Origin of the sequence: Stackebrandtia nassauensis DSM 44728, assembly GCF_000024545.1 — a bacterium.
In the GTDB taxonomy this organism is placed as follows: Bacteria; Actinomycetota; Actinomycetes; order Mycobacteriales; family Micromonosporaceae; genus Stackebrandtia; species Stackebrandtia nassauensis.
On the sequence record NC_013947.1, the window covers coordinates 1,358,200 to 1,383,713 of the forward strand.

23 protein-coding genes and 1 tRNA gene are annotated in these 25,514 nt (G+C 66.9%); 23 read left to right on the top strand and 1 reads right to left on the bottom strand.

The genetic code is table 11. From position 1 onward, the window contains the following. The first annotated feature begins 6 nt into the window (after positions 1-6). The 17 genes from nuoH to cysN all read left to right on the top strand — a co-directional run bounded on the left by nuoH (position 7) and on the right by cysN (position 17,745). The gene (gene nuoH, locus SNAS_RS06320; RefSeq protein ID WP_041625712.1) at positions 7-1,329 is read left to right on the top strand and encodes an NADH-quinone oxidoreductase subunit NuoH; all 1,323 of its coding nucleotides are present in this window, start codon (positions 7-9) and stop codon (positions 1,327-1,329) included. A gap of 3 nt (positions 1,330-1,332) precedes the next feature. Then, positions 1,333-1,890 carry an NADH-quinone oxidoreductase subunit NuoI gene (nuoI, locus tag SNAS_RS06325; RefSeq protein ID WP_013016562.1) on the top strand — a complete coding sequence of 186 codons (558 nt, stop codon included), beginning with the start codon at positions 1,333-1,335 and terminating at the stop codon, positions 1,888-1,890. Beyond that, positions 1,887-2,657 (top strand): NADH-quinone oxidoreductase subunit J, encoded by a 771-nt coding sequence (locus tag SNAS_RS06330; protein ID WP_013016563.1) that lies wholly within the window; start codon positions 1,887-1,889, stop codon positions 2,655-2,657. Before nuoI ends, SNAS_RS06330 begins: the two co-directional genes overlap by 4 nt. 2 nt (positions 2,658-2,659) lie before the next feature. Then, positions 2,660-2,959 (top strand): NADH-quinone oxidoreductase subunit NuoK, encoded by a 300-nt coding sequence (nuoK, locus tag SNAS_RS06335; protein ID WP_013016564.1) that lies wholly within the window; start codon positions 2,660-2,662, stop codon positions 2,957-2,959. A 15-nt stretch (positions 2,960-2,974) separates the two neighbouring features. Then, entirely contained in the window at positions 2,975-4,882 is a 1,908-nt protein-coding gene (gene nuoL / locus SNAS_RS06340; protein WP_013016565.1) for an NADH-quinone oxidoreductase subunit L, read from the top strand. Beyond that, positions 4,879-6,408 carry an NADH-quinone oxidoreductase subunit M gene (locus tag SNAS_RS06345; RefSeq protein ID WP_013016566.1) on the top strand — a complete coding sequence of 510 codons (1,530 nt, stop codon included), beginning with the start codon at positions 4,879-4,881 and terminating at the stop codon, positions 6,406-6,408. Before nuoL ends, SNAS_RS06345 begins: the two co-directional genes overlap by 4 nt. Further along, positions 6,405-7,979 carry an NADH-quinone oxidoreductase subunit NuoN gene (gene nuoN, locus SNAS_RS06350; protein ID WP_013016567.1) on the top strand — a complete coding sequence of 525 codons (1,575 nt, stop codon included), beginning with the start codon at positions 6,405-6,407 and terminating at the stop codon, positions 7,977-7,979. The genes SNAS_RS06345 and nuoN overlap by 4 nt, the downstream gene beginning before the upstream one ends. Before the next feature lie 130 nt (positions 7,980-8,109). After that, on the top strand, positions 8,110-8,976 hold the full coding sequence (locus SNAS_RS35035) for a hypothetical protein (protein WP_013016568.1): 867 nt from the start codon (positions 8,110-8,112) through the stop codon (positions 8,974-8,976). 51 nt (positions 8,977-9,027) lie between these two features. Further along, a tRNA-Gln gene (locus SNAS_RS06355) sits at positions 9,028-9,099 on the top strand. Positions 9,100-9,276: 177 nt separating this feature from the next. After that, positions 9,277-10,701: a bifunctional UDP-N-acetylglucosamine diphosphorylase/glucosamine-1-phosphate N-acetyltransferase GlmU gene (glmU, locus tag SNAS_RS06360; protein ID WP_013016569.1), complete on the top strand. Its 1,425-nt coding sequence runs from the start codon at positions 9,277-9,279 to the stop codon at positions 10,699-10,701. A gap of 109 nt (positions 10,702-10,810) precedes the next feature. Beyond that, on the top strand, positions 10,811-11,791 hold the full coding sequence (locus tag SNAS_RS06365; protein WP_013016570.1) for a ribose-phosphate diphosphokinase: 981 nt from the start codon (positions 10,811-10,813) through the stop codon (positions 11,789-11,791). Between the two features lie 176 nt (positions 11,792-11,967). Further along, positions 11,968-12,585 (top strand): 50S ribosomal protein L25/general stress protein Ctc, encoded by a 618-nt coding sequence (locus SNAS_RS06370; protein ID WP_013016571.1) that lies wholly within the window; start codon positions 11,968-11,970, stop codon positions 12,583-12,585. 5 nt (positions 12,586-12,590) lie between these two features. Further along, positions 12,591-13,232 carry an aminoacyl-tRNA hydrolase gene (gene pth / locus SNAS_RS06375; RefSeq protein ID WP_013016572.1) on the top strand — a complete coding sequence of 214 codons (642 nt, stop codon included), beginning with the start codon at positions 12,591-12,593 and terminating at the stop codon, positions 13,230-13,232. 37 nt (positions 13,233-13,269) lie between these two features. Beyond that, a complete protein-coding gene (locus tag SNAS_RS06380) occupies positions 13,270-14,727 on the top strand; it encodes a sugar transferase (RefSeq protein WP_013016573.1) in 1,458 nt (485 codons plus the stop codon). Between the two features lie 27 nt (positions 14,728-14,754). After that, positions 14,755-15,603, top strand: coding sequence for a 3'(2'),5'-bisphosphate nucleotidase CysQ (locus SNAS_RS06385; RefSeq protein ID WP_013016574.1), 849 nt, complete (start codon positions 14,755-14,757; stop codon positions 15,601-15,603). Next, positions 15,569-16,477, top strand: a complete 909-nt coding sequence (gene cysD, locus SNAS_RS06390; protein ID WP_013016575.1) for a sulfate adenylyltransferase subunit CysD — start codon at positions 15,569-15,571, stop codon at positions 16,475-16,477. Before SNAS_RS06385 ends, cysD begins: the two co-directional genes overlap by 35 nt. A gap of 2 nt (positions 16,478-16,479) precedes the next feature. Continuing rightward, the gene (cysN, locus tag SNAS_RS06395; RefSeq protein WP_013016576.1) at positions 16,480-17,745 is read left to right on the top strand and encodes a sulfate adenylyltransferase subunit CysN; all 1,266 of its coding nucleotides are present in this window, start codon (positions 16,480-16,482) and stop codon (positions 17,743-17,745) included. A 5-nt stretch (positions 17,746-17,750) separates the two neighbouring features. On the opposite strand, the gene SNAS_RS06400 is transcribed toward cysN, so the two are convergent. Beyond that, a complete protein-coding gene (locus SNAS_RS06400; RefSeq protein ID WP_013016577.1) occupies positions 17,751-18,956 on the bottom strand; it encodes an erythromycin esterase family protein in 1,206 nt (401 codons plus the stop codon). Positions 18,957-19,059: 103 nt separating this feature from the next. On the opposite strand from SNAS_RS06400, the gene SNAS_RS06405 reads away from it, so the two are divergent. The 6 genes from SNAS_RS06405 to rpmE all read left to right on the top strand — a co-directional run bounded on the left by SNAS_RS06405 (position 19,060) and on the right by rpmE (position 25,424). Then, positions 19,060-19,920 carry an SPFH domain-containing protein gene (locus SNAS_RS06405; protein ID WP_013016578.1) on the top strand — a complete coding sequence of 287 codons (861 nt, stop codon included), beginning with the start codon at positions 19,060-19,062 and terminating at the stop codon, positions 19,918-19,920. Beyond that, positions 19,920-20,087, top strand: a complete 168-nt coding sequence (locus tag SNAS_RS35665) for a type II toxin-antitoxin system antitoxin (protein WP_013016579.1) — start codon at positions 19,920-19,922, stop codon at positions 20,085-20,087. Before SNAS_RS06405 ends, SNAS_RS35665 begins: the two co-directional genes overlap by 1 nt. A gap of 9 nt (positions 20,088-20,096) precedes the next feature. Beyond that, positions 20,097-21,011 carry a homoserine kinase gene (gene thrB, locus SNAS_RS06410; RefSeq protein WP_013016580.1) on the top strand — a complete coding sequence of 305 codons (915 nt, stop codon included), beginning with the start codon at positions 20,097-20,099 and terminating at the stop codon, positions 21,009-21,011. 385 nt (positions 21,012-21,396) lie between these two features. Further along, complete coding sequence (gene rho / locus SNAS_RS06415) at positions 21,397-23,190, top strand: transcription termination factor Rho (protein WP_013016581.1); 1,794 nt, start codon at positions 21,397-21,399, stop codon at positions 23,188-23,190. A gap of 97 nt (positions 23,191-23,287) precedes the next feature. Further along, complete coding sequence (locus SNAS_RS06420; RefSeq protein WP_144300412.1) at positions 23,288-25,063, top strand: metallophosphoesterase family protein; 1,776 nt, start codon at positions 23,288-23,290, stop codon at positions 25,061-25,063. A gap of 133 nt (positions 25,064-25,196) precedes the next feature. After that, positions 25,197-25,424 (top strand): 50S ribosomal protein L31, encoded by a 228-nt coding sequence (rpmE, locus tag SNAS_RS06425; protein WP_013016583.1) that lies wholly within the window; start codon positions 25,197-25,199, stop codon positions 25,422-25,424. Positions 25,425-25,514 lie beyond the last annotated feature (90 nt).

Below are 25,514 nucleotides of genomic sequence, written 5' to 3' on the forward strand. Positions count from 1 at the left end.
GCGCTCATGGCCGAAGGGCCGGACGACACGCTGGCGATGTTCGGCAACGATCCATGGTGGATGATCCTCATCAAGGCCGTGGTCGTCTTCGCCGGACTCGTCGTGCTGACCCTTTTGACGATCTGGTTCGAGCGCAAGGCCGTCGCCTGGATGCAGGTGCGTCCCGGCCCCAACCGCCACGGCCCCTTCGGTCTGCTGCAGAGCCTCGCCGACGGCCTCAAACTGGCGTTCAAAGAGGACCTGGTCCCGGCCGGAGCCGACAAGATCGTGTTCATCCTGGCGCCGGTCATCTCCACCGTGTGCGCCATCACCGCGTTCTCCATCATCCCGCTGGGCCCCGAGGTCAGCATCTTCGGCGTCGTCACGCCGCTGCAACTGACCGACCTGCCCGTCGGGGTGCTGCTGGTGCTGGCCTGCTCGGCCCTGGGCGTCTACGGCATCGTGCTGGGCGGCTGGGCCTCCGGCTCCACCTACTCGCTGCTGGGATCACTGCGCGCCGCCGCCCAGGTCATCTCCTACGAGATCGCCATGGGCCTGTCCATCGTGGCGGTGTTCCTGACCTCGGGAACCCTGTCCACCTCCGGCATCGTCGCCGCCCAGCAAGAAGGACAGACCATGACCTTCGGGTCGGTGTCCTTCGAGATCCCCGGCTGGTACGCGCTGCTGCTTCTGCCCAGCTTCATCATCTTCTGCATCTCGGTCGTCGGCGAGACCAACCGCGCCCCCTTCGACCTCCCCGAAGCCGAGTCCGAACTGGTCGGTGGTTTCCACACCGAGTACTCGTCACTGAAGTTCGCGCTGTTCTTCCTGGCCGAGTACATCAACATGGTGACGGTCTCCGCGATGGCCACCACCCTGTTCCTGGGCGGCTGGCAGGCCCCGTTCCCGGCCAGCTGGTGGCCGGGCGCCAACGAGGGCTGGTTCCCGCTGATCTGGTTCTTCGGCAAGGTCATCGTGCTGCTGTTCGGCTTCGTGTGGCTGCGCGGTACGCTCCCCAGGTTCCGCTACGACCAGTTCATGCGACTGGGCTGGAAGGTGCTGGTGCCGGTCAACCTCGTGTGGATCGTCGCCCTGGCCGGTTTCTACGCCGGCCGCGAATCCGAGTCGCTGGCCACCCGGGTCTCGGTGATCGGCGGGGTCGGACTGCTGGTGCTGCTGGCACTCATGTTCTGGCCCACCCGCACCGAGTACAAGCCACCGTCCGAACCGGACAAGGGCCTCGGGGGCTTCCCGGTGCCACCGCTGGACCTGGAAATACCACCGTCCCCGAGCACCAAACAGCTCGAAGCCAAGCGAGAGCCCGTCTCCGCGAAGGAAGGAGGGCAGTAACCCATGTTCGGAACCGCCAAGAGCTTCGGCGTCACCTTCGCGCACATGTTCAAGAAACAGGTGACCGAGAAGTACCCCGAAGTGCGTACGCCCACCGCGCCGCGTTACCACGGCCGCCACATCCTCAACCGTCACCCCGACGGCCTGGAGAAGTGCGTCGGCTGCGAACTGTGCGCCTGGGCCTGCCCCGCCGACGCGATCTTCGTCGAGGGCGGCGACAACACCGACAAGACCCGGTACTCGCCCGGTGAGCGCTACGCCGTCGACTACCAGATCAACTACGCCCGCTGCATCTTCTGTGGACTGTGCATCGAGGCCTGTCCGACCCGCTCGCTCACCATGAGCAACGAGTACGAGCTGGCCGCCGACAACCGCCGCGACCTCATCTTCACCAAGGAACAGCTGCTGGCTCCGCTGCTGGAGGGCATGGAGCAGCCGCCGCACCCGATGCGGCTGGGCAACTCCGAGAAGGACTACTACGTCAAGGCCCTCGACAACCCCGGCACCAGCGTCGGGGCCGAGAAGTCGCAGGCCGAAGCCCGGCAGGAGGCCGCGGAATGACGCACACACTCCTGGCCGCAGGTGGCGCCGTCACGACCGGTGAGGCCATCACCTTCTGGATCCTGGCGCCGATCATCCTCGGCGGCGCCATCGGCATGGTCCTGGCCCGCTCCGCCGTCCACTCGGCACTGCTGCTGGCCTGCACCATGCTGGGCCTGGGCGTGATCTACATGCTCCAGTCGGGGCCGTTCATCGGCTTCGTCCAGATCATCGTCTACACCGGCGCCATCATGATGCTGTTCCTGTTCGTCATCATGCTGGTGGGCCGCGACTCCAAGGACTCGCTGCTGGAAACCCTGCGCGGCCAACGCATCGCCGCCATCGGATTGGGCATCGGCATGGCCCTTTTGCTGTGCACCGGCCTGGCCCGCGGCGTGGGCGCCGTGTCCGCCGTCGGCCTCGACGAGGCCAACGCCAACGGCAACGTCAAGGGCATCGCCGCCGAACTGTTCACCAAGTACGTCTTCGCCTTCGAGGTCACCTCCGCCCTGCTCATCACCGCCGCCGTCGGCGCGATGGTCCTGGCACACGTCGAGAAGGCCAAAGAGGACAAACTCGGGCAGAAGAAGTCCTCCCGACTGCGGTTCGCCAAGGGCAACTACCCCGGACCCAAGGCCGGACCCGGCGTCTTCGCCACCTCCGACTCGGTGGCCACCCCGGCGCTGCTGCCCGACGGCACCGAAAGCGAACGCTCCATCTCGCCGGTCGTGCCGCCCCGCGAACTCGAACCCGCCGAAGCCGCACCCAAGCCAACGGAGGGCCGCTGACGATGACACCAACCTTCTACCTCGTCCTGGCCGCGGCCCTGTTCACCATCGGCGCCGTTGGTGTCCTGGTGCGCCGCAACGCCATCGTCGTGTTCATGTGCGTCGAGCTGATGCTCAACGCCGCGAACCTGACCCTGGTGACCTTCTCGCGCATCAACGGCTCGCTGGAGGGACAGATCATGTCGTTCTACGTCATGGTCGTGGCCGCCGCCGAAGTCGTCGTCGGACTGGCCATCATCATGTCGATCTTTAGATCCCGCCGCTCGGCCTCGGTCGACGACGCCAACCTGCTGAAGTACTAAGAGGACGAAACCGACGTGGAGAAGATCGAATACGCCACCGCCACCGGTGCGCTTTCCACCGTGTGGCTGCTGATAGCGCTGCCGCTGGCCTCAGCGGCGATCCTGTTCCTGCTGGGCCGCCGCGCCGACAAGTGGGGCCACTGGCTGGGCGTCGCCTCCATCGGCGCCGCCTTCGCCCTGGGACTGACCTACTTCCTGCAACTGTCAGACCTCAGCAACAAGAGCGTGTCGCTGGACCTGTTCACGTTCATCGACACCGGGAACCTCAAGATCTCGGCCGGACTGCTGTTCGACCCGCTGTCAGCGGTGTTCGTACTGCTCATCACCGGCGTCGGATTCCTCATCCACGTCTACGCCGTCGGCTACATGTCCCACGACGAGGGCCGCCGACGCTTCTTCGCGTTCTTCAACCTGTTCGCCGCCGCCATGCTGCTCTTGGTGCTCGGCAACAACTACGTGATGACCTTCGTCGGCTGGGAAGGCGTCGGTCTGGCCTCGTACCTGCTGATCTCCTTCTGGTACACCAAGCCGTCCGCGGCCACCGCCGGCAAGAAGGCGTTCATCATGAACCGCGTCGGCGACGCCGGGTTCCTGCTGGCGATCTTCGCCATGTTCGCCACCATCGGCTCCACCGACTTCGACACCGTCTTCAACGGCGTCTCCGGAATGTCCACCGGCATCACCCTCGCCATCGGACTGTTCCTGCTCCTGGGCGCCTGCGGCAAGTCCGGCCAGTTCCCACTCCAGGCCTGGCTCCCCGACGCCATGGAAGGCCCCACCCCGGTCTCGGCACTGATCCACGCCGCCACCATGGTCACCGCGGGCGTCTACCTGATCGCCCGCTCCAACCCGATCTTCAACGCCAACGCCACCGCCGAACTCGTCGTGGTGTCCATCGGCGCCCTGACCCTCCTCATCGGATGCGTCATCGGCTGCGCCAAGGACGACATCAAACGGGTCCTTGCCTACTCCACCGTCTCCCAGATCGGCTACATGTTCCTGGCCGTGGGACTCGGCGGCGGCGCCTACGCGCTGGGCATCATCCACCTGCTCGCCCACGGCTTCTTCAAGGCCGGACTGTTCCTGGGCGCCGGATCCGTCATGCACGGCATGAACGACCAGGTCGACATCCGCCGCTTCGGCGGACTGTGGAAACACATGAAGATCACCTGGGTCACCTTCGGCCTCGGCTACCTGGCCATCATCGGCCTGCCGCCGCTGTCGGGCTTCTTCACCAAGGACCCGATCATCCTGGCCGCGTTCAACCGCGAAGGCTGGCAGGGCTGGCTGTTCGGCTCCGCCGCGCTGCTGGGCGCCGGACTGACCGCCTTCTACATGACCCGGCTGTTCGTCCTCACCTTCCACGGCAAGAAACGCTGGACCGAGGACATCAAGCACCCGCACGAGTCGCCACCCATCATGTGGATACCACTGGTGCTGCTGGCATTCGGCTCCATCGCCGCCGGTTTCCTCATGAAGACCAGCGTCGTCGAATGGCTGACCCCCATCTTCGGTGAACACGAGGAAGCCCACGGCAAACTCGGGCACGGCGCCGTCACCGGCCTGACCATGGCCGTCGTCGCCGTCGGCGTCGCCGTCGCGATCCTGCTGTTCGGCCGCGGCACCGCACTACAGGAACAACCGGCCCGCACCCAGATCGTGCGCGCCGCCCGCGCCAACCTGTACGCCGACCGCTTCAACGAGCTGGTCTTCGAACTACCCGGACGACTCCTCACCCGCGCACTGGTGTGGGTCGACAACCGCGGCGTCGACGGCATCGTCAACGGCCTCGCCGCCGCGATCGGGGGCGGCTCAGCCCGACTGCGCCGCACCCAGACCGGATTCGTCCGCAGCTACGCCTTGTCCATATTGTCCGGTGCCGTCGTCGTCGTGGCGGCCTTGTTGGTGGTGACATTCGGGTGAACTCGTTCCCATACCTGTCGGCCGTGATCGTGGTGCCGCTCATCGGCGCCCTCATCACCGCCTCCGTGCCCAAGGGCAAACCGAAGCAAGCCAAGGCCATCGCGCTCGGTTTCTCGCTGGCGGTCGCCGCCATCACCGTCGGCGCCTGGGCGTCGTACGACACCGGCGACACCGGGATGCAGCTGACCGAGCACTACTCCTGGGTACCCGCCTGGGGCCTCAACCTCAGCTTCGGCATGGACGGCATCGCCCTGGTCATGCTCGCCCTGACCGCGCTGCTCACCCCCATCGTCATCCTCGCCAGCTGGAACGACGCCCACAAGCGCAACCAGCCCACGTTCTTCGCCCTCATCCTGGCCCTCCAGGCCACCATGATCGGCACCTTCATCTCCACGAACGTGCTGCTGTTCTACATCTTCTTCGAAGTGATGCTGGTGCCGATGTACTTCCTCATCGGCTCCTACGGCGGCAAACGCCGCCAGTACGCCGCGGTGAAGTTCTTCCTCTACTCACTGCTGGGCGGCATGGTGCTGCTGGCCGCCATCATCGGCCTGTGGGTCACCACCGGCGGCGTCTTCGACTTCGCCACCCTCACCGACGGCAAACACTCCATCGCCGAAGGCACCCTCCAGAACTGGCTGTTCCTCGGCTTCTTCATCGCCTTCGCCATCAAGGCGCCGTTCTTCCCGTTCCACACCTGGCTTCCCGACGCCGGTGGCGCCGCCCCCGCCGGGATCGCCGCGCTGCTCGTCGGCGTCATGGACAAGATCGGCACCTTCGCGATCCTGCGCTACTGCCTGCCGCTGTTCCCCGACGCCAGCCAGCTGTTCGCACCACTGGCCATCGCACTGGCCCTGGTCGGCGTCATCTACGGCGCCCTGGTCGCCATCGGACAAAAGGACCTGCGGCGCCTCGTCGCCTACACGTCCATCGCCCACTTCGGATTCATCGGCGTCGGCATCTTCGCCTTCACCACCGAATCCGCCTCCGGCGCCGTCCTCTACATGGTCAACCACGGCCTGGCCACCGGCCTGCTGTTCATCGTCGTGGGCATGCTCGCCACCCGCCGCGGCTCCAGCGACATCGCCGACTTCGGCGGCGCCGGAAAGACGCTGCCCCTGCTGGCCGGCACCTTCTTCATCGCCGGACTCGCCTCGCTGGCACTGCCCGGCACCGCGCCGTTCGTGTCCGAGTTCCTGATCCTCCTGGGCACCTACAGCGCCAACAAACCCGTCGCCGTCATCGCCACCCTCGGCGTCATCCTGGCCGCCGCCTACGTCCTGTGGATGTACCAGCGGACCATGCAGGGCACCGTCAACGTCAAACTCGACGGCGTCCCGGCCATGAAACGCGACCTCAACCTCCGCGAGAAACTCGTCGTGGCTCCCCTGATCGTCGGGATCCTCGCCCTCGGCGTATACCCGCAACCCGTCCTCGACGTCATCAACCCCGCCGTCGAACACACCCTTGACAGCGTCGGCGTCACCGGTTCCGCAGACCAGGCCGCAACGGGAGAGAACAAGTGAACGACATCCAACTGCCCAACATCGACTACGCGGCCCTGTCACCGCTGCTCATCGTCTTGGGCGCGGCCTGCGTCGGCATCCTCGTCGAGGCCATCGCCCCCCGCAGGCTCCGGTACCCCATCCAGGTGCCACTCACCCTGCTCACCCTCGTGGCGGGCCTGATCGCGGTCATCGCCAACATCGGCAAGAACGCCCCCGTCTTCACCACGAAGGACGGCGCCCGCGTCGACGCCGTCGTCATCGACGGACCCGGCCTGTTCCTGTCCGGCACCATCCTCGTGCTCGGCATCGTCTCCACCCTGCTGATCGCCGAACGCCGCATCGCACCCGGCGGCGCATTCGTCGCCCACGCCGCCGTCACCGCCGACTCCAAGGCCGACGCCCAACAGTCCCGCGAACCCGGCGCCTCCGAGGTCTTCCCGCTGACGCTGTTCTCCATCGGCGGCATGATGCTGTTCTGCACCGCCGGGGACCTGCTCACCATGTTCGTGGCCCTGGAAGTCTTCTCACTCCCGCTGTACCTGCTGTGCGGCCTGGCCCGCCGCCGCCGACTCCTGTCCCAGGAATCGGCCATGAAGTACTTCCTGCTCGGCGCGTTCGCGTCCGCGTTCTTCGTCTACGGCGTCGCCCTCCTCTACGGCTACGCCGAAAGCGTCCAGCTGACCGACATCAACGCCGCCATCCTCGACTCCGACAACGCCGAAGTCCTGCTGCTGGCCGGACTCGCGATGCTCACCGTCGGCCTGCTCTTCAAGGCCGCCGCCGTCCCGTTCCACGTGTGGACCCCCGACGTCTACACCGGAGCACCCACACCCATCACCGCCCTCATGGCCGCCTGCACCAAGGTCGCGGCCTTCGGCGGCCTGCTGCGCGTCTTCAACGTCGCCTTCGGCAACGCCGGCGACCCCAACCGCACCAGCCTGCTGTGGGAATGGGAACCCCTGCTGACCGCCGTGGCCATCGCCACCATGGTCGTGGGCGCCATCCTGGCCGTCACCCAGACCGACATCAAACGACTGCTGGCCTACTCGTCCATCGCCAACGCCGGCTACCTCCTCGTCGGCGTCATCGCCCTCGACCAGGCCACCGGCGCCACCATGTTCTACCTGGCCGCCTACGGCTTCACCGTCCTGGCCGCGTTCGCCATCGTCACCCTGGTCCGCGACGCCGACGGCGAGGCCACCCACCTGTCCCGCTGGGCCGGACTCGCGAAACGCTCACCCCGCTTCGCCGTCATCTTCACCGTCCTCATGCTCGCCTTCGCCGGAATCCCACTCACATCGGGATTCGCGGCCAAGTTCGAAGTGTTCTCCTCCGCGCTGTCGGCCGGGAACACCGGGCTGGTCATCGTCGGTGTGCTGTCCAGCGTCATCCTCGCCTTCCCGTACCTGAAGGTCGTGGTCCTGCTGTGGCTCAACGAACCCGTCGAGGACGCACCAGCGGTGTCCATCCCCAGCTTCGCGACCGGAGCCGCCGTGACCGTCGGCGTCGTCGCGACGATCCTGCTGGGCGTCGCGCCGCAGCTGCTCATCAACGTCGTCGAGAGCGCCGGACCGTTCCTGGCTAAATAGGACAACCGGACATCGGACCGGGGTCGCACATCGTGTGCGGCCCCGGTTTTCGCGTCGTCACGCAATGTCGTACCTACTGGGTAGGTTCGAGCGCGGGTGAAGGGAGGACACCAACGCACAAGGGGAAGACATGCAGTACCAGGACCCACGCGCTGCCGAAGCACGGAGGCTTCGCACTGAGGAGGGATTGTCGAGGCAACAGATTCGCGACAAGCTGCGAGTCGGCAACAACAACTTGGACGCCTGGCTTAAGAACGTTCCACCGCCAGAGTGGACTAAGCGTCCCAATGCGAAAGATCGCTTGCGGGACATGGCGCGGCAGATGCGCGCTGAAGGCCGTACTTACGACGAGATCGTTGAGGCGCTGAAAGTCTCTAAGAGCTCGGTCTCGCTATGGACACGTGACGTGTCGACCGACAATGTTCCGGCTCCTGGCTGGTCTCCTCGCGCCCGTGCCATTCGGTCTGAAGTCGCCGCCCGAAGGCAAGAGGCTCGACGAGCAGCGTGCAAGAAACAGCAAGCGCAATTGAGCGCTGAGGTAGGGCCGTTCGATGCAAAGGTCACTCTTGTCAGTGGCGCAATCGCGTACTGGTGTGAAGGGGCGAAGGTAAAGCCATGGCGTTCAACCACGCCCAACGTTACCTTCACGAACACGGATCCCAGACTTCTCCGTCTGTTTCTTCGATTCCTTGAGATCGTTCCGATCTCATATGGAAGCCTGGCGTTTCGTATCGATATTCACGAGTCCGCCGATGACGAGAAGGCCAAAGCATTCTGGTGTCGTGAACTCCGGATCAGCATTGACGACTTCATGCCGACACTGTGGAAGAAGCACAATCCGAAAACGGTGCGCAAGAACGTCGGCTCCAACTATCACGGTTGTCTCGTGATCAGAGTTCGCAAGTCCGCAGATCTTTACTGGTATATCGAGAATCTGGCGATAGCCGCGATGGCGGGTATGTCGGATGCGAGCGCCGATTGGGGGACGGTAGCCTAGGCAACGCTTGGGTTCGAGTCTTTGGCGAAATGTCGGGTTCGTGCCCAATAATCCCGGGTAGTGTAACGGCAGCACGGCATCCTTTGGAGATGTTCGGTGAGGGTTCGAATCCTTCCCCGGGAGCTTTACGGCTCTGACCAGCGCAAACGCGCCGAACCAGACATTCCTCTCAATCCACTCTCTGGGTTCGAGTCCTGCATCCTGGCTTCGAATCATTCGGCGAACCGCTGCTAGCCCTTCCTTAAGCGCCTCTCGTTACGATGACCCACACCGTGTAGTCGTACCCAAGGGAGTCCCATCGTGAGTGCTCAGCGTTCGGTCATCGTTCTGGCAGCCGGTGAGGGTAAGCGCATGAAGTCGGCGCTGCCGAAGTGTGTGATGCCGATGCTGGGGCGTTCGCTGGTGGGGCATGTGTTGCACGCCGCTGGGGTTTTGGGGGCGCAGCGGACGTTCGTGGTGGTGGGGCACAAGGCCGATGAGGTTTCGGCTCATGTGGCTCATGTGGCGCCGGGGGCGGAGTCGGTGTTGCAGGCGGAGCAGTTGGGGACGGGGCACGCGGTGCGCACGGCCATGGACGCGGCGGGGGAGTTGGAGGGCACCGTCGTGGTCTTGTACGGGGATACGCCGTTGTTGACGTCGGAGACGTTGTCGGCGTTCATGGAGGCGCATGAGGCGTCGGGGAACGCGGCTTCGGTGTTGACGGCGGTGGTGGATGATCCGGCGGCTTTGGGGCGGATCGTGCGGGGTTCGGATGGGGAGTTCGAGGCGATTGTGGAGTTTCGCGACGCTACGGAGGAGCAGCGGGCGATCAGTGAGATCAATTCGGGGATTTACGCGTTCGAGGCTTCGGCGTTGCGGGAGAAGTTGGGGCTTTTGAAGGGGGACAACGATCAGGGGGAGGAGTATTTGACGGACGTGTTGGGGATGCTGCGCGCCGACGGGAGTCGGGTGGGTACTCACACGGCCGCGGACGTGGATGACACGTTGGGGGCGAATGACCGGGCGCAGTTGGCGCAGTTGCAGGCGATCATGCGGGATCGGATCAATGTGGCGGTCATGCGTTCGGGGGTGACTTTGGACGATCCGGCGTCGACGTTGATCGATGCGACGGTGTCGATCGAGCCGGATGTGACGATCCGGCCGGGGGTGCAGTTGCGGGGTGCGACGTCGGTGGGTTCGGGGGCGGAGATCGGCCCGGATTCGACGATTGTGGACACCGAGGTGGGGCAGCGTGCTTCGCTGGTGCGGACGCACTGTGTGGGTGCCCGGGTCGGTGCGGGTGTGAGTGTGGGGCCGTTCGCGTATCTGCGGCCGGGGGCGCGGTTGGAGAACGCGTCGAAGGTGGGGACGTTCGTGGAGGTGAAGCAGTCGACGGTGGGTCCGGGTGCGAAGGTGCCGCATCTGTCGTATGTGGGGGATGCCTCGATCGGGGCGGACGCGAATCTGGGTGCGGGCACGATCGTGGCGAACTACGACGGGGTGGCCAAGCACCACACCGAGGTGGGGGAGGCGGTGTTCGTGGGGTCGAATTCGGTTCTGGTGGCGCCGGTGACGGTGTCGGACGGTTCCTATGTGGCGGCGGGCAGTGCGGTGACGAAGTCGGTGCCGCCGGGGTCGTTGGGCGTGGCTCGGGGGCGGCAGCACAACTCTGACGGTTGGGTGGCGAAGCGTCGGGCGGGGACGAAGACGGACAAGGCCGCACAAAAGCACCAGTCCGGTGACTAGTTCGGAGATCAATTCCACATCCGGCGGGGCGTCTGGCTCCGTCGCCGTGGGTTTTGGGCAAGACTGAGGACGTCTCCTGTTGGGTCGCGATTTCAAAGGTGTGCGCGTCATGGCCAGCATTTCGGCTGCGAATCCGAAGAGTCTGATGTTGTTCTCCGGTCGGGCTTTTCCCGAGCTGGCGGAGGAGATCGGTGAGCATCTGGGGGTGGCTCCGACCCCCACTGACGCGTACGCGTTCGCCAATGGCGAGCTGTTCGTGCGGTATCGGGAGTCGGTGCGTGGTTGCGACGCCTTCGTGGTGCAGTCGATGTCGGCGCCGATCAACCGGTGGTTGATGGAGACGCTGATCATGGTGGACGCGTTGAAGCGCGGGTCGGCGAAGCGGATCACGGTGGTGTTGCCGTTCTATCCGTACGCGCGGCAGGACAAGAAGCACCGGGGGCGGGAGCCGATCTCGGCGCGGCTGGTGGCCGATCTGCTCAAGACGGCGGGTGCGGACCGGATTCTGACGGTTGATCTGCACACGGCTCAGATCCAGGGTTTCTTCGACGGACCGGTTGATCACTTGTTCGCGATGGAGACCCTGGCTTCGTATATGGAGCAGAAGTACGCGGGGCGGCCGTTGGCGGTCGTGGCTCCGGACGCGGGTCGGGTGCGGGTGGCCGAGCGGTGGGCCGACCGGATGGGCGGGGTGCCGTTGGCGTTCGTCCACAAGTCGCGGGACCCGTTGCGGCCCAATGAGGTTGTCGCCAACCGGGTCGTGGGTGACATCGAGGGGCGGGTGTGTCTGCTGGTGGACGACATGATCGACACCGGTGGCACGATCTGTCGGGCGGCGGAGCTTTTGGATTCGGCGGGTGCCGCCGACGTGGTGATCGGGGCGACGCACCCGATCTTCTCGGAGCCGGCGTTGGAGCGCCTGGACAAGGCTCCGGCCAGCGAGGTGGTGGTGACGAACACGCTGCCGTTGCCGCCGGGGGCGTCGTTGGAGAAGTTGACGGTGTTGTCGATCGCGCCGTTGGTGGCCAAGGCGATCTCCGAGGTGTTCGTGGACGGCTCGGTGACGACTCTGTTCGGTGGTCTGTCCTAGGACCGGTTGGGCCGAACGTCTAACGACCGTGTAAACTACTGCGGTTGCCACGGCGAGGGCGCGCATGCGCGCCGTTATCGACGCAGGTTCTCCGGTTGCCGGCCATTCCGGCGCCACGCCGCCTCGCGTTGAGCGCCAGACATCTTTTCCGCGAACGAAACAATTGGAGTTTTTCTGTGTCCGAGGTCCGTATTAGCGCCGAGCCCCGTACTGAGTTCGGCAAGGGTGGCGCGCGCCGTACGCGCCGGGCGGGCAAGATTCCTGCCGTTTTGTACGGTCACGGTGAGAAGCCGAAGCACCTGTCGTTGCCGGCGCGTGAGTTCGCCGCGGTCATCCGTCGTGGTGGCCTGAACCAGCTGGTGTCGGTGGAGATCACGGACGGCACGACCGAACTGGCGCTGCCGAAGGCCCTGCAGCGCGATCCCATCAAGGACACCATCGAGCACGTCGACCTGCTGCTGGTCCGCAAGGGCGAGAAGGTCACCGTCGAGGTTCGCATCGACTTCACCGGTGAGCCCGAGAAGGGCGGCCTGATCGTGCACAACCTGGACACCCTGACCGTGGAGGCCGACGCGACCGCGATCCCCGAGAGTGTCGAGTTGTCGATCGAGGGTATGGAGGTCGGCTCGAACATCACCGCCGCCGCCGTGAACCTGCCTTCGGGGACCACCCTGGTCTCCGACCCCGAGACCGTGCTGGTGACCCACACCCAGCCGCGCGCCGAGGCTGAGCCGGAGGGCGAGTCCGAGGGTGAGGACGCCGCCGAGGCGGCCGAAGGCGAGAAGAGCGAGTAGTTCTCGTGGCCGATTCTCCGTATCTGATCGTGGGCCTGGGCAACCCGGGGCCCAAGTACGCGGGGAACCGGCACAATGTTGGATTCATGGTCGCCGACCTGCTCGCGGAGCGGGTCGGCGGTTCCATGAAGCGGGCCGCCAAGGTGCGGGCCGAGGTGTGCCAGGGGCGGCTGTCTATCGGTGGGCCGCAGGTGATCCTGGTCAAGCCGTTGACGTACATGAACGTGTCGGGGCAGGCTGTGGCGCCGTTGGCGGTGTTCTTCAAGGTTCCGGCCGAGCGGATCATCGTGGTCCATGACGAGCTGGATCTGCCGTACGGGGTGGTGCGGTTGAAGGCCGGGGGCGGCGAGAACGGCCACAATGGCTTGAAGTCCACGTCGCAGGCTTTGGGGGACAAGGGGTATGTGCGGGCCCGGTTCGGGATCGGGCGGCCGCCGGGCCGGATTGATCCGGCCGCGTTCGTGTTGCGGGACTTCTCCCCGGCCGAGAAGAAGGAACTGCCGCTGTTCGTCGACCTGACCGCCGACGCGGTGTCCGAAGTGGTGGAGTCCGGGCTTGTCAAGGCGCAGAACAAGTTCCACGCACTGTCCTTATATTTCCTTATATTTCGTGGTATCCCCGTTACGTTGGGTCGCTTTCGCCGTTAAGTCTGGTGACAGGTGGGTGACTTGGCAGGGGATGGCAATGGTCGCAGGGGTTGACGAAAGACGGGTATCGGCGCCGCCGCGGCACCATGGTGGACCGCCGGGGTGGCAGCGGCGGTATGTGACCGGTTTGGTGTGCGGGGACGTGTTGGCCGGTGTCGTGGGTGCGGGGGCCGCGTTCGCGGCGCGGTTCGGTGAGGTCTCGCAGTACAACCTGGTCTATCTGGCGATGGTGGCGGTGCTGCCCGCGCTGTGGTTGACGGCGGTGGCGATGAGCGGTGCCTTCGAGGCCCGGTTCCTGTTCGTGGGCACCGACGAGTACCAGCGGGTGGTGCGCGCGGGGATCACGGTCACGGCCCTGGTCGCGGTGGTGTCGTACGGGCTGGAGTTGCCGACCTCGCGGGCGTACGTGCTGATCGCGTTGCCGGTGGCGGTGGTGGGTTCGATGGTGTCGCGGTTTTTGTGGCGGCAGTGGCTGCACGCGGTGCGCACCCGGGGCCGGTGCGTCCGGCGGGTGGTCCTGATCGGACACGAGGCGCCGGTGGCGGCGCTGGCGCGGCAGTTGCGGCGCGAGCACTTCCACGGCCTGAACGTGGTGGGCGCCTGCCTGCCCGAGGGCCGGGCCGCCGGTCCGTTCCTGGACTGCGACGCGAAGGTGTACGGCGACTTCGACGCCGTCGGGCACGCGGTCGCGGCCGGACGTGCCGACACCGTGATCGTGTTGTCGTGTCCCGAACTGGACGGTGCCCGGTTGCGGAAACTGGCGTGGAACCTGGAACGCGGCGACACCGACCTGATCGTCGCCAGCGCCCTTGTGGACGTCGCGGGGGCGCGCACCACGGTGCGGCCCGTGGACGGTCTGCCGATGCTGCATGTGGAGCACGCCCGGTTGACCGGCGGCAGCCGGATCGTCAAGGAGGTCTTCGACCGGGTGGGCGCGCTGGCGCTGCTGGGTCTGTTCGCGCCGCTGCTGGGCGCGGTGGCGTTGGCGGTGCGGCTGTCGAGCCCGGGGCCGGTGCTGTTCCGGCAGCAGCGCATCGGCCGGGACGGCTACGCGTTCCCGATCCTGAAGTTCCGCACCATGTACACCGACGCCGAGGCGCGGCTGGCGCAACTGGCGCACCTCAACGAATCCGACGCGGTGCTGTTCAAGATGCGCGAGGATCCCCGGGTGACCCGGGTGGGTCGGGTGTTGCGGCGTTATTCGCTGGATGAGTTGCCGCAGTTGTGGAATGTGGTCCGGGGCGAAATGTCTCTTGTGGGGCCAAGGCCCCCATTGGAGAGCGAAGTGGAGCGTTACCCGGAGGAAATGCGTCGACGACTGGCCGTTAAGCCAGGCTTGACCGGCCTTTGGCAGATATCGGGTAGGTCCGATCTTCCATGGGAGGAAGCCGTACGGCTGGACTTGCGGTACGTCGAGCACTGGTCGCTGTCCTTGGACTTGGTGATCCTGGCCCGGACGTGCACGGCCGTCCTCCGTTCGTCCGGTGCGTATTAGATTCAGCACAGGCTAGATTTGTCCTCGATGCTGGACCAATCGGATGCCGCGCTAGCGCGGAGCCTCGCTCAGCAGGCGGGGCAGGAATTGTTGCTGCTGCGGGACAAACTCGGATTCGGTGACGCCACCGTGCTGCGCCGCGAGGGAGACCAACGCGCCCATGAGTTCCTGATGTCCGCGCTGGCCGAATTCCGGCCCGGCGACGCGATACTCAGCGAAGAGGGCAAGGGGGAGCAAGGACGCACCGGCGCGTCCCGGCTCAACGCCGAACGGGTATGGATCGTCGATCCGCTCGACGGCACCCGTGAGTACGCCGAGGCCGGTCGCGACGACTGGGCGGTACACGTGGCGCTGTGGGAACGCGGCACGCTGTCCGCCGGAGCCGTCGCGCTGCCCGCCCAGGACACCGTTCTGGGCGCCGACGCGCCACCGACACCGCTGCCGCCGCAAGGGCGGATCCGGATGGTGGTGAGCCGGTCGCGTCCGGCGGCATTCCTGACCGCACTGGCCGAGGTGATCGACGCCGAACTGGTGCCGATGGGTTCGGCCGGAGCCAAGACCGCGGCGGTCATCACCGGCAAGGTCGACGCGTACGTACACGCCGGGGGGCAGTACGAGTGGGATTCCGCGGCACCGGTGGCGGTGGCGCGGGCCGCGGGACTGCACACCTCCCGCATTGACGGAACCGACTTGACTTACAACAACTCGGACCCAAAACTGTCGGATCTGGTGGTATGTCGCCCTGAATTGTCAGCGTTGATCCTCAAGGGCATCGCCGCAGTCCGGTTACACCCGTTACCCACTCAAGGCTCGATCAACCAATTCATCAAAGGAGGGGCCGATGAGCGATTGCGACTATCGCGTCAGTCATCTTGACGCATTGGAAGCCGAAAGTATCTACATTTTCCGCGAGGTGGTGGCCACCTGCGAGCGTCCCGTGCTGCTGTTCTCCGGCGGCAAGGACTCGGTCGTCATGCTGCACCTGGCGGCCAAGGCGTTCGCGCCAGCACCGATCCCGTTCCCGGTCATGCACGTCGACACCGGGCACAACTTCGCCGAGGTTCTCGAATACCGGGACAACCGGGTCCGGGACCTGGAGATCGAACTGCTGGTGGCGTCGGTGCCGGACGCCATCGCCGCCGGGAAGGTCGTGGAACCACCCGACGGTATGCGCAACCGGATCCAGACGCCGGTACTGCTGGACGCCGTCGAGAAGTACCGTTTCAACGCGCTGTTCGGAGGAGCGCGTCGGGACGAGGAGAAGGCCCGCGCCAAGGAACGGGTGTTCTCGTTCCGCGACGAGTTCGGCCAGTGGGACCCGAAGAACCAGCGCCCGGAGCTGTGGTCGCTGTACAACGGTCGTACCCACCCGGGCGAGTCGATCCGGGTGTTCCCGCTGTCGAACTGGACCGAACTGGACATCTGGCACTACATCGACGAGCAGGACATCCCGCTGCCGTCGATCTACTACGCGCACGACCGCGAGGTCGTGGAGCGCGACGGGATGCTTTACGCGGTCAACGAGTTCATCCAGCCCAAGGAGACCGAGACCACGGTCGTCAAACGGGTCCGGTACCGCACCGTCGGCGACGCCTCGTGCACCGCCGCGGTCGAATCCGACGCCGCCAACGCCGCCGACGTCATCGCCGAGGTCGCCGCCACCCGCATCACCGAGCGCGGCGCCACCCGTGGCGACGACCGGGTCAGCGAGGCGGCCATGGAAGACCGCAAACGGGAAGGGTATTTCTAGAGATGAACGAAACCACCGAAATGCTGCGGTTCGCGACCGCCGGCAGCGTCGACGACGGAAAGTCCACGTTGATCGGACGGCTGCTGTACGACACCAAGACCATCTTCGAGGACCAGCTGGAGGCGGTGGAGTCGGTCTCGAAGGCCCGCGGCGACGACTACACCGACCTGGCGCTCTTGACCGACGGCCTGCGTTCCGAACGGGAACAGGGCATCACCATCGACGTGGCCTACCGGTACTTCGCGACCCCGCGGCGCAAGTTCATCATCGCCGACACCCCCGGACACACCCAGTACACCCGCAACATGGTCACCGGTGCTTCCACCGCCGACCTGGCGCTGATCCTCGTCGACGCCCGCAAGGGCCTGGTCGAGCAGTCGCGGCGGCACGCGTTCCTGTGCTCGCTGCTGCGGGTGCCGCACCTGGTGTTGTGCGTCAACAAGATGGACCTGGTGGACTACTCGCAGGAGGTCTTCGAGAAGATCGCCTCCGAGTTCACCGCGTTCGCCACCAAACTCGACATCCCCGACCTGACGATCATCCCGGTGTCGGCCCTGGCGGGCGACAACGTGGTGTCGCGCTCGGACAAGATGCCGTGGTTCGAGGGCACGTCGCTGCTGCACCACCTGGAGAGCGTCCACATCGCGTCCGACCGCAACCTGGTGGACGCCAGGTTCCCGGTGCAGCACGTGATCCGGCCGCACTCCAACTCCAACCACGACTACCGCGGCTACGCCGGTCAGGTCGCCTCGGGCGTCCTGAAACCCGGTGACGAGGTGATGGTGCTGCCCTCGGGCTTCACCACCACGATCGCCGGTATCGACACCGCCGACGGGCCTGTCGAGCAGGCGTTCCCGCCGATGTCGGTGACGGTGCGGCTGGCCGACGAGTTGGACGTGTCGCGCGGCGACCTGATCTGCCGTCCGAACAACGCGCCGAGGGTGGCGCAGGACGTCGAGGCGATGATCTGCTGGATGGACGAGAAGCAGCCGTTGCAGCCGGGACGCAAGTACGCCATCGCGCACACCACGAGGGCGGCGCGCGGGCTCGTCAAGGACCTGCACTACCGGCTGGACGTCAACACCCTGCACCGCGACGAGTCGGCCGACGGCCTGACCCTCAACGAGATCGGCCGGGTCACGCTGCGCACCACGGTGCCGCTGCTGTGCGACCCGTACCGCCGCAACCGCGCCACCGGCGGGTTCATCGTCATCGACGAGGGCACCAACCGCACCGTCGGCGCCGGGATGATCGTCGAGGCCGCGTAACGGTCTCAGCGTAGGACGGGCAGTTCGCCGCGACGGGCTTCGTCGAGGTGGACTGCCCGTACCGGTGTCGTGGCCGCGAACCAGCACAGCGCGTTGTAGCGTTCGGCGGCCACCGTGGGAACCCAGTGGTCGTCGTCGGTGTCGTCGTGGACGACGCCGATGGCGCGCTGGTCGCGTTTCTCGCGCGCCCACTCGTGTTCGTCTACAAAGATCAGACCGCGTTCGGTGCCGCTGTCGGCCAGCAGCGCCTCCAGTGAACCGGGGCGCGGCGGCGGCACCGGCATGACGCGCATCGGCTCACCCCGCACCGGGACCGCGATGACCTCGCCCTGGCCACCGGCGAAGCCGACGGTGAACACGTCGGTGACGCCGTGCCGGTCCTTCATGAACTCGCCCAGGTTGTGTTCGCCGCGTTCGGCCATGGCGGTGGCGCGGGCGTCGCCGACGTGGGTGTTGTGCGCCCACACCACGGCGCGCGCGTTGGGCCCGTGGTGGTCGGCCAGGTCCTCAAGGACCGCGACCATGTGGGCGACCCGGGTGTTCCAGCCGAAGCTGCCGCCGGTCAGCATCGCGTTGTAGTAGCCCTCGGCCCCGGCCCGCAGTTTGGCGTCCTGGGCGGCGTATTCGTCGTCGGGGGCGTCGGCCTCGTGCACGCGGGTCAGCAGTTCGGTGACCGATTCCAGGTGTTCGGCGGGGACCAGCGGCTTGCCGCGGCCGTGCACGCCCAGCGCGGTGTCCACATAGTCGGGAGCGTTGTCGCGCAGGTAGTCCACGACCGTGCGGATGGAGGCGTGCAGCGGGTGTGCGTCCAGGCCGTACCAGCCGACCCGCTGCCGGTGCGGCAGTTCGGCGTTGTGTTGGCGCAGCCAGCGGCAGAACTCGATCGTCTCCTCGTTGGCCCACAGCCAGCTGGGCCAGCCGCGCTGGCCCTCCAGGACGTCGCCGGGGTCGGCCGCCGAGTCGGAGCGCACGCTGGCGTCCACGCGACGGCAGTCGGGGCCGTCGCCCTCGACGGCCACAAAGGAGAATCCGTGCTCGGCGATGAGGCGCCGGGTGATGGCCGCCCGCCAGGCGTAGTACTCGTGGCCGCCGTGGCTGGCCTCTCCGATGAGGACGAACCGGGCGCTGCGCGCCCGTCGCAGCAACGGATCCAGGTCGTCGGTGCCGTCCAGGCTCAACATGGAGTCGCGGACGTCGGCGGCGGTAGGCATGCCGAGACCATACCCGCCGGTCGTGAACCGCAGTCGTGGTCGCGAAGCCGCCCGACGCCTGTGTATCATAGTGATATCACTTCAATATCCCAAGGAGAAAGTCATGGAACGACGGGCGTTTCGGGTCCAGGGGTTCGTCGCCCTGGCCGCATTCGTGGTCTATCTGCTCGTCGGGGCCGCCGCCATCGTCTACCAGGTACCCGACGTCAGCGGCGCGCTGATCACGCTCGTGGCCGTCGTCGGCGTGCTGCTGCTCCTGTTGCTGACGGGGCTGGTCATCGTCAACCCCAACGAGGCCAAGGTCGTGCAGTTCTTCGGCCGCTACCTGGGCACCATCGAGACGCCGGGACTGTGGCTGACCATCCCGCTGTCGGACCGCCAGACCGTCAGCAAACGGGTGCGCAACTTCGAGACCGACAACGCCAAGGTCAACGACGCCGACGGCAATCCGGTCGAGATCGCGGCGGTCATCGTGTGGAAGGTCACCGACGCCGCCAAGGCCGTGTTCGCGGTCGACAGCTACCTTTCCTATGTGGCCATACAGGCGGAGTCGGCGGTGCGGCACCTGGCCACCTGCTATCCCTACGACAACCACGACACCGACCGGATGAGCCTGCGCGACGGTTACCAGGTCGCCGAGGAACTGACCCAGGAACTGCGCGAACGCGTCGACACCGCCGGGCTGGAGATCATCGAGACCCGCATCACCCACCTGGCCTACGCGCCCGAGATCGCCCAGGCGATGCTGCGCCGCCAGCAGGCCAACGCCGTGGTCTCGGCCCGCAAACGCATCGTGGAGGGAGCCGTCGGCATGGTCGACCTGGCACTGGACGGCATCGCCGAACGCGGCCTGGTCAGCCTCGACGAGGAACGCAAGGCCGCCATGGTGTCCAATCTGCTCGTCGTGCTGTGTTCCGACCACCAGACCCAGCCCGTCGTCAACACCGGCTCGCTGTACTCCTGATGGCGGAGCGGAAGCACGTTCTCGTCCGGCTCGATCCGGCGGTCCACGACGCCCTGGCGAAGTGGGCCGCCGACGAGCTGCGCAGCGTCAACGCCCAGATCGAGTACGCGCTGCGCCTGGCCCTCAAACAGGCCGGACGCGAACCCAGGCCAAAGGACGACAAGTAAGGTGACCGCGTGTCGAAATACAGCCGCGACCCGGTCACCGTGCGGGTGCCCGCCACCTCGGCCAACCTGGGCCCCGGCTTCGACAGCCTCGGACTGTCACTGTCCATATACGACGAGGTGACCGCCCGGGTCGTCGACGCCAGACCCGGCCGCACGAGGGTGACCGTCGAGGGCGAGGGCGCCGACACGCTACCGTCCACTGAAGATCATCTGGTGGCGCACAGTCTGCGCGTCGCCGCCGAGGCGCTGGGCGGCCACCCGCCGTCGGTCGAACTCCACTGCCGCAACGCGATACCGCAGGCCCGCGGGCTCGGATCGTCCTCGGCGGCCATTGTGGCGGGAGTGTCGCTCGCGGCACACCTCATGACGCAAATCACGCCCGATCCGGCGAGGCTTTTGGCCATCGCCTCCCGGATCGAGGGCCACCCCGACAATGTGGCCCCGTGTCTGCTCGGTGGCTTCACGGTCGCGTGGAGTGACGGCGACGCCGCCAGGGCCGTCAGCCGCGAAGTCGTTTCCGGACTGTCGCCGGTGGTGTATGTCCCTGATGGACACGGGTTCACCGTCATAGCACGAAAAGCCCTGCCCAAGAGCGTTTCACACGCCGACGCGGCCTTCAATGTTTCGCGGGCGGCACTGGCTGTTTGTGCCTTCACGACGGACGCGTCGCTGTTGCTGGAGGCCACCGACGATCGTCTCCATCAGACTTACCGGGCCGCGTCCATGCCCCACACCGCGGCGTTGGTGACGCAACTGCGCGACGAGGGCATCCCCGCGATGATCTCCGGCGCCGGTCCCAGCGTGCTCGCGTTCACGCCCGATCCACCGGTATATCCGGGGTTTGAGCTGCGAAAACTCACCGTCGGACAAGGGGCCCGCCGGATTGATCCGCGACTCGCCCCCCAGGTGTTGCCGTCCGGTTGATCATTGACTATGCTGTGAGCAATACAGCCGCGGCACAACCAGTGCGCGTCTGATCTTCTCCGGGGTAAGTGCAGCTCCGATCCGATTTTCATGCTGACAGGAATGGTCGTCAGAGTCTTTCACGGCAGGTTTATGACCGGTGCGGTGTAAGCCAACACAGTGGCCAGCCTTCCTTTCGCAAGGCGTGGAATCGGAACACTGTTCTTCTTCATCATGATCACACGTGCCGCACGCAGCTAAACCCGAAGCCGCGCAAAGGTTTTCGCGGCAGTTCGAGGGAAGGAATCCATTGAGCGACACTACCGGCACGACGCCGGAAACCGAACCGGGAGCCAGCACGAGCACCGGCACCCGGCGGCGACGCGGCGGCAGCGGAATGGCATCGATGTTGATGCCCGAATTGCAGCAACTGGCCAACAGCCTGGGAATCCCCAGCATTGGACGGATGCGGAAGAGTGAGCTGATCACCGCCATTCAGGACCGGCAGAACAGCAACTCCGCCCAGCCGAGCCTGCCCGACGTCGACGTCGCCGAAGACAAGGCGCCCGCCGCGACTGAGTCCAAGTCGCGCCGCGCCACCCGTTCGGCGGGCCCACCCCAGCCCCGGCGCTCCGTTGTGGCCGCCGAAGCCGAGCCCACCGCCCAGGCCACGGCCACCGTCGCCGTCACCGAGGAAACGCAGGAGTCCCGTGAGGACGCCGCCGCCTCCACCGAGCGTCGGCAGCGCCGCGAGCGGCAGCGCCCGTTCGAGACCACCGCCGAGACCGAGACGGGCGGCAAGTCCGAATCGGGGGGCAAGTCCGAGTCCAGCGCCAAGGCCGACACCGGCGAACAGCGCGGCGACCGGCAGAACAACCGGTCCAAGAACAACTCGCCACGCGGCGACAACGAGGACGAGGGACGGCGCCGCAACCGTCGTCACCGCGACCGTGACCGCGGCGACCGTGGCGATCGCGGCGACCGCAACCAGGGGCGGGCCCGGGGGCGCGACCGCAACGAGCCGCAGGTCAACGAGGACGACGTCCTCGTCCCGGTGGCCGGAATCGTCGACATCCTCGACAACTACGCCTTCCTGCGCACCACCGGCTACCTGGCCGGGCCCACCGACGTGTACGTGTCGATGTCGCAGGTGCGCAAGTACGGGCTGCGACGCGGCGACGCCGTCACCGGCATGGTCAAGGCACCGCGCGAGGACGACGGCGGCAACAACAACAACGGGGGCAAGCGCCGCGAGAAGTACAACCCGCTGATGCGTTTGGACACCGTCAACGGCACCGAGCCGGAGCAGGCCCGCAAACGGCCCGACTTCTACAAGCTCACGCCGCTGTACCCGCAGCAGCGACTGCGCCTGGAGACCGAGGCGCACCTGATGACCACCCGGATCATCGACCTGGTCACGCCGATCGGCAAGGGCCAGCGCGCCCTGATCGTGTCGCCGCCCAAGGCCGGTAAGACGATGGTGCTGCAGGCGATCGCCAACGCGATCACCGCCAACAACCCCGAGTGCCACCTGATGGTGGTGCTGGTGGACGAGCGGCCCGAAGAGGTCACCGACATGCAGCGCTCGGTCAAGGGCGAGGTCATCTCCTCGACCTTCGACCGGCACCCGTCCGACCACACCACGGTCGCCGAACTGTCCATCGAGCGCGCCAAGCGCCTGGTGGAACTCGGTCACGACGTCGTCGTCCTGCTCGACTCGATCACCCGGCTGGGCCGCGCGTACAACAACGCCACGCCCGCCTCGGGCCGGATCCTGTCGGGCGGTATCGACTCCACCGCGCTGTACCCGCCCAAGAAGTTCCTGGGAGCGGCCCGCAACATCGAGAACGGCGGCTCGCTGACCATCATCGCCACCGCGCTGGTCGAGACCGGCTCCATGGGCGACACGGTCATCTACGAGGAGTTCAAGGGCACGGGTAACTCCGAGCTGCACCTCGACCGCAAGATCGCCGAGAAGCGCATCTACCCGGCCGTGGACGTCGACCGCTCCTCGACCCGCAAGGACGACCTCATGATGGGCCCCGACGAGGCGGCCATCATGGTCAAGCTGCGGCGGGTGCTGTCCTCGCTGGAGTCGCAGCAGGGCATCGAGCTCCTGCTGGACCGGCTCAAGAAGTCCAGCACCAACGCGGAGTTCCTGATGAACATCGCCAAGAGCACGCCCGGTAACAGCGACTAGTCGCCGATACCGGTCAAGGGGGTGGCTTCGGCCGCCCCCTTTTCGCGTGCCGTGACCGGCTGGCCGTCGGCGGTGTCGAGCCTGAACAATGGCGGCCATGGATCTGGCCGCGATCGGCGCTGTCGCCTGGCTGTCCGCCGCCCCGCGCCGTGTGACGTTGAGCGGGGCGGGCGACAGCGGCGTGGTGCGGCTGCGGGCGCACTCGGCGGCGGGCTTCGCGGCGCCGCTCGCGCTGGCCGACGTCGCGATCGAAGCCGAACCGCCGCGCGCCGCTGCCGCTGTGGGAGCTGCTGCCGAGCTCGGGACCAGCGGCGAGCATCGCGTGGTTGACGTGTCGGCTGAGCCGGACGGTATCCGAGTGACCGCCCGCGCCGACAGCGGCGCGGTCCGGCTCGTCGCGCGGCTCGGCGGCCAATCCGTCGCTGTCGCCGTCACGATCGGCGCCCGAACCGAGCCGCTCACCGACGCCGCCACCAGCTGGCGGCTGCGCACGGCACGAGCGACCGGCCAGCTCATCAGCGGCTCCCGAACGTTCGTCGCGGACGATGAGCCGCGCGGCCAAGGCCACGAACGGCCGAACCGCCAGCTGGGTCGCGAGGCTGACGCGCAGCCGCACGCCGACCTCGGGATCGGCTACGACTTCACCGCGTCGACCGCCACCCGCGCCGTCTACGCCGACCTCGCCGAGCCCGTGGCCGTCGTCGGCCAGCCGACGAGTTTCGCCGCGTGGGTCGACGCTGACGACAACGGGGCGCTGCCGAGCCTGGACTTCCGCGACGCCGAAGGCACCCGCATCGTGCTGCGCGGCGAGCGGCTGACGTGGCGCGGCGGCCGGTGGTGCCACATGCCCGTCCCGCCCGGGGTGGTGTTTCCCCTGGTCCTGCGCGGGTTCTATCTCGCCGAGACCCGACCCGGGTGCCAGTATCGCGGCCGCATCGGTCTCGGCCGCATCACCGCCGAGGTCCCGCCCGAGGTCGACATCCCGGACGGTCCGGCCGACGGTCCGCTGTTCGGTTTTCCGTCGCCGAGTGACACCGGTGGGGCTGAAGTCGACAGTCCACTCTTCACCAATAGCGTCACCGACCGCGCCTGGCGGTTCGCCGTCCTGTCCGACACCCAGTTCGTCGCCGCCCGTCCCGACGACGGGCTCGTCGCCGCCGCTCGCGCCATGCTGCGCGACATCAAGACCCACCACCCCGACCTGGTGCTCGTCAACGGGGATTTCGTCGACGAAGGTTCGCCCGCCGATCTCGCGCTGGCCCGGCGCATCCTGGACGAGGAGCTGGCCGAGGGCCCGCCGTGGGTGTATCTGCCCGGGAACCACGAGATCGCCGGGGGTGACATCGCGACGTTCCGGGCCGAGTTCGGGGAGGTTCGCCGCGGGTTCGAGCATCGGGGCGTCCGATTCGTCACGCTCGACACGTCCAGTCTGTTCATTGGGGACGAACAGCTGGGCTGGCTGCGCGACGAACTCGACCGGGCCGCCGCCGACGATCGGGTTCGGGCGGTGGTGGTCGCCGGGCACGTCCCGCCCCACGATCCGACCGGCCACCAGGCCAGCCAGCTGCTCGACCGCGCCGAGGCCGCCGCGCTCGAAGCCGCGCTGGCCGGGTTCGTCGCGGCGTCCGGCAAGGACTGCGCCTACGTGGCCGGGCACGCGGGCGTGTTCGCCGCCTGGCTGCGCGACGGGGTCGCCTACGTCGTCAACGGCAACTCCGGCAAGGACCCCGCCGCTCCACCCCGGCGAGGCGGGGTGCTGGGATGGAGTGAGTGCGGCGTCGATGTGGAGCGGCGGCCCCGCGACCGGGTACGGCACGCGCCGGAATGGCTGGCCGTGCGGGTGCGGCGGCCGGGGGTCGCCGAGGTCACGTAGGTCCCAGCGCCGATGGAATAGCGCGGCGGGCTAAGATGTTTCGTCGGCCGCAAGGGCCAAACCCATACACGATCCGGTACCGGTTCACGCTGCGCGTGCGCGGCGACCCGGCGACCGAGGACAAGAGGATGACATGAAACCCGATATTCACCCGGCGTACGTGACCACCGAGGTCACCTGCTCCTGTGGCAACACCTTCACCACCCGCTCGACGGTGGAGGGCGGCAAGATCCACGCCGAGACCTGCAACGTCTGCCACCCGTTCTACACCGGTAAGCAGCGCATCCTCGACTCCGGCGGACGTGTCGCCCGCTTCCAGAAGAAGTACGCCAAGGCTCAGGCGGCCAAGAAGGACAAATAGCTTCGCTCACGGCGCCCAACCCACCTGTACGACAGGTCGGGGTGGGCGCCGTCTTCGTTGCCGGACCTCCACCATCCAACCTCCATCCGA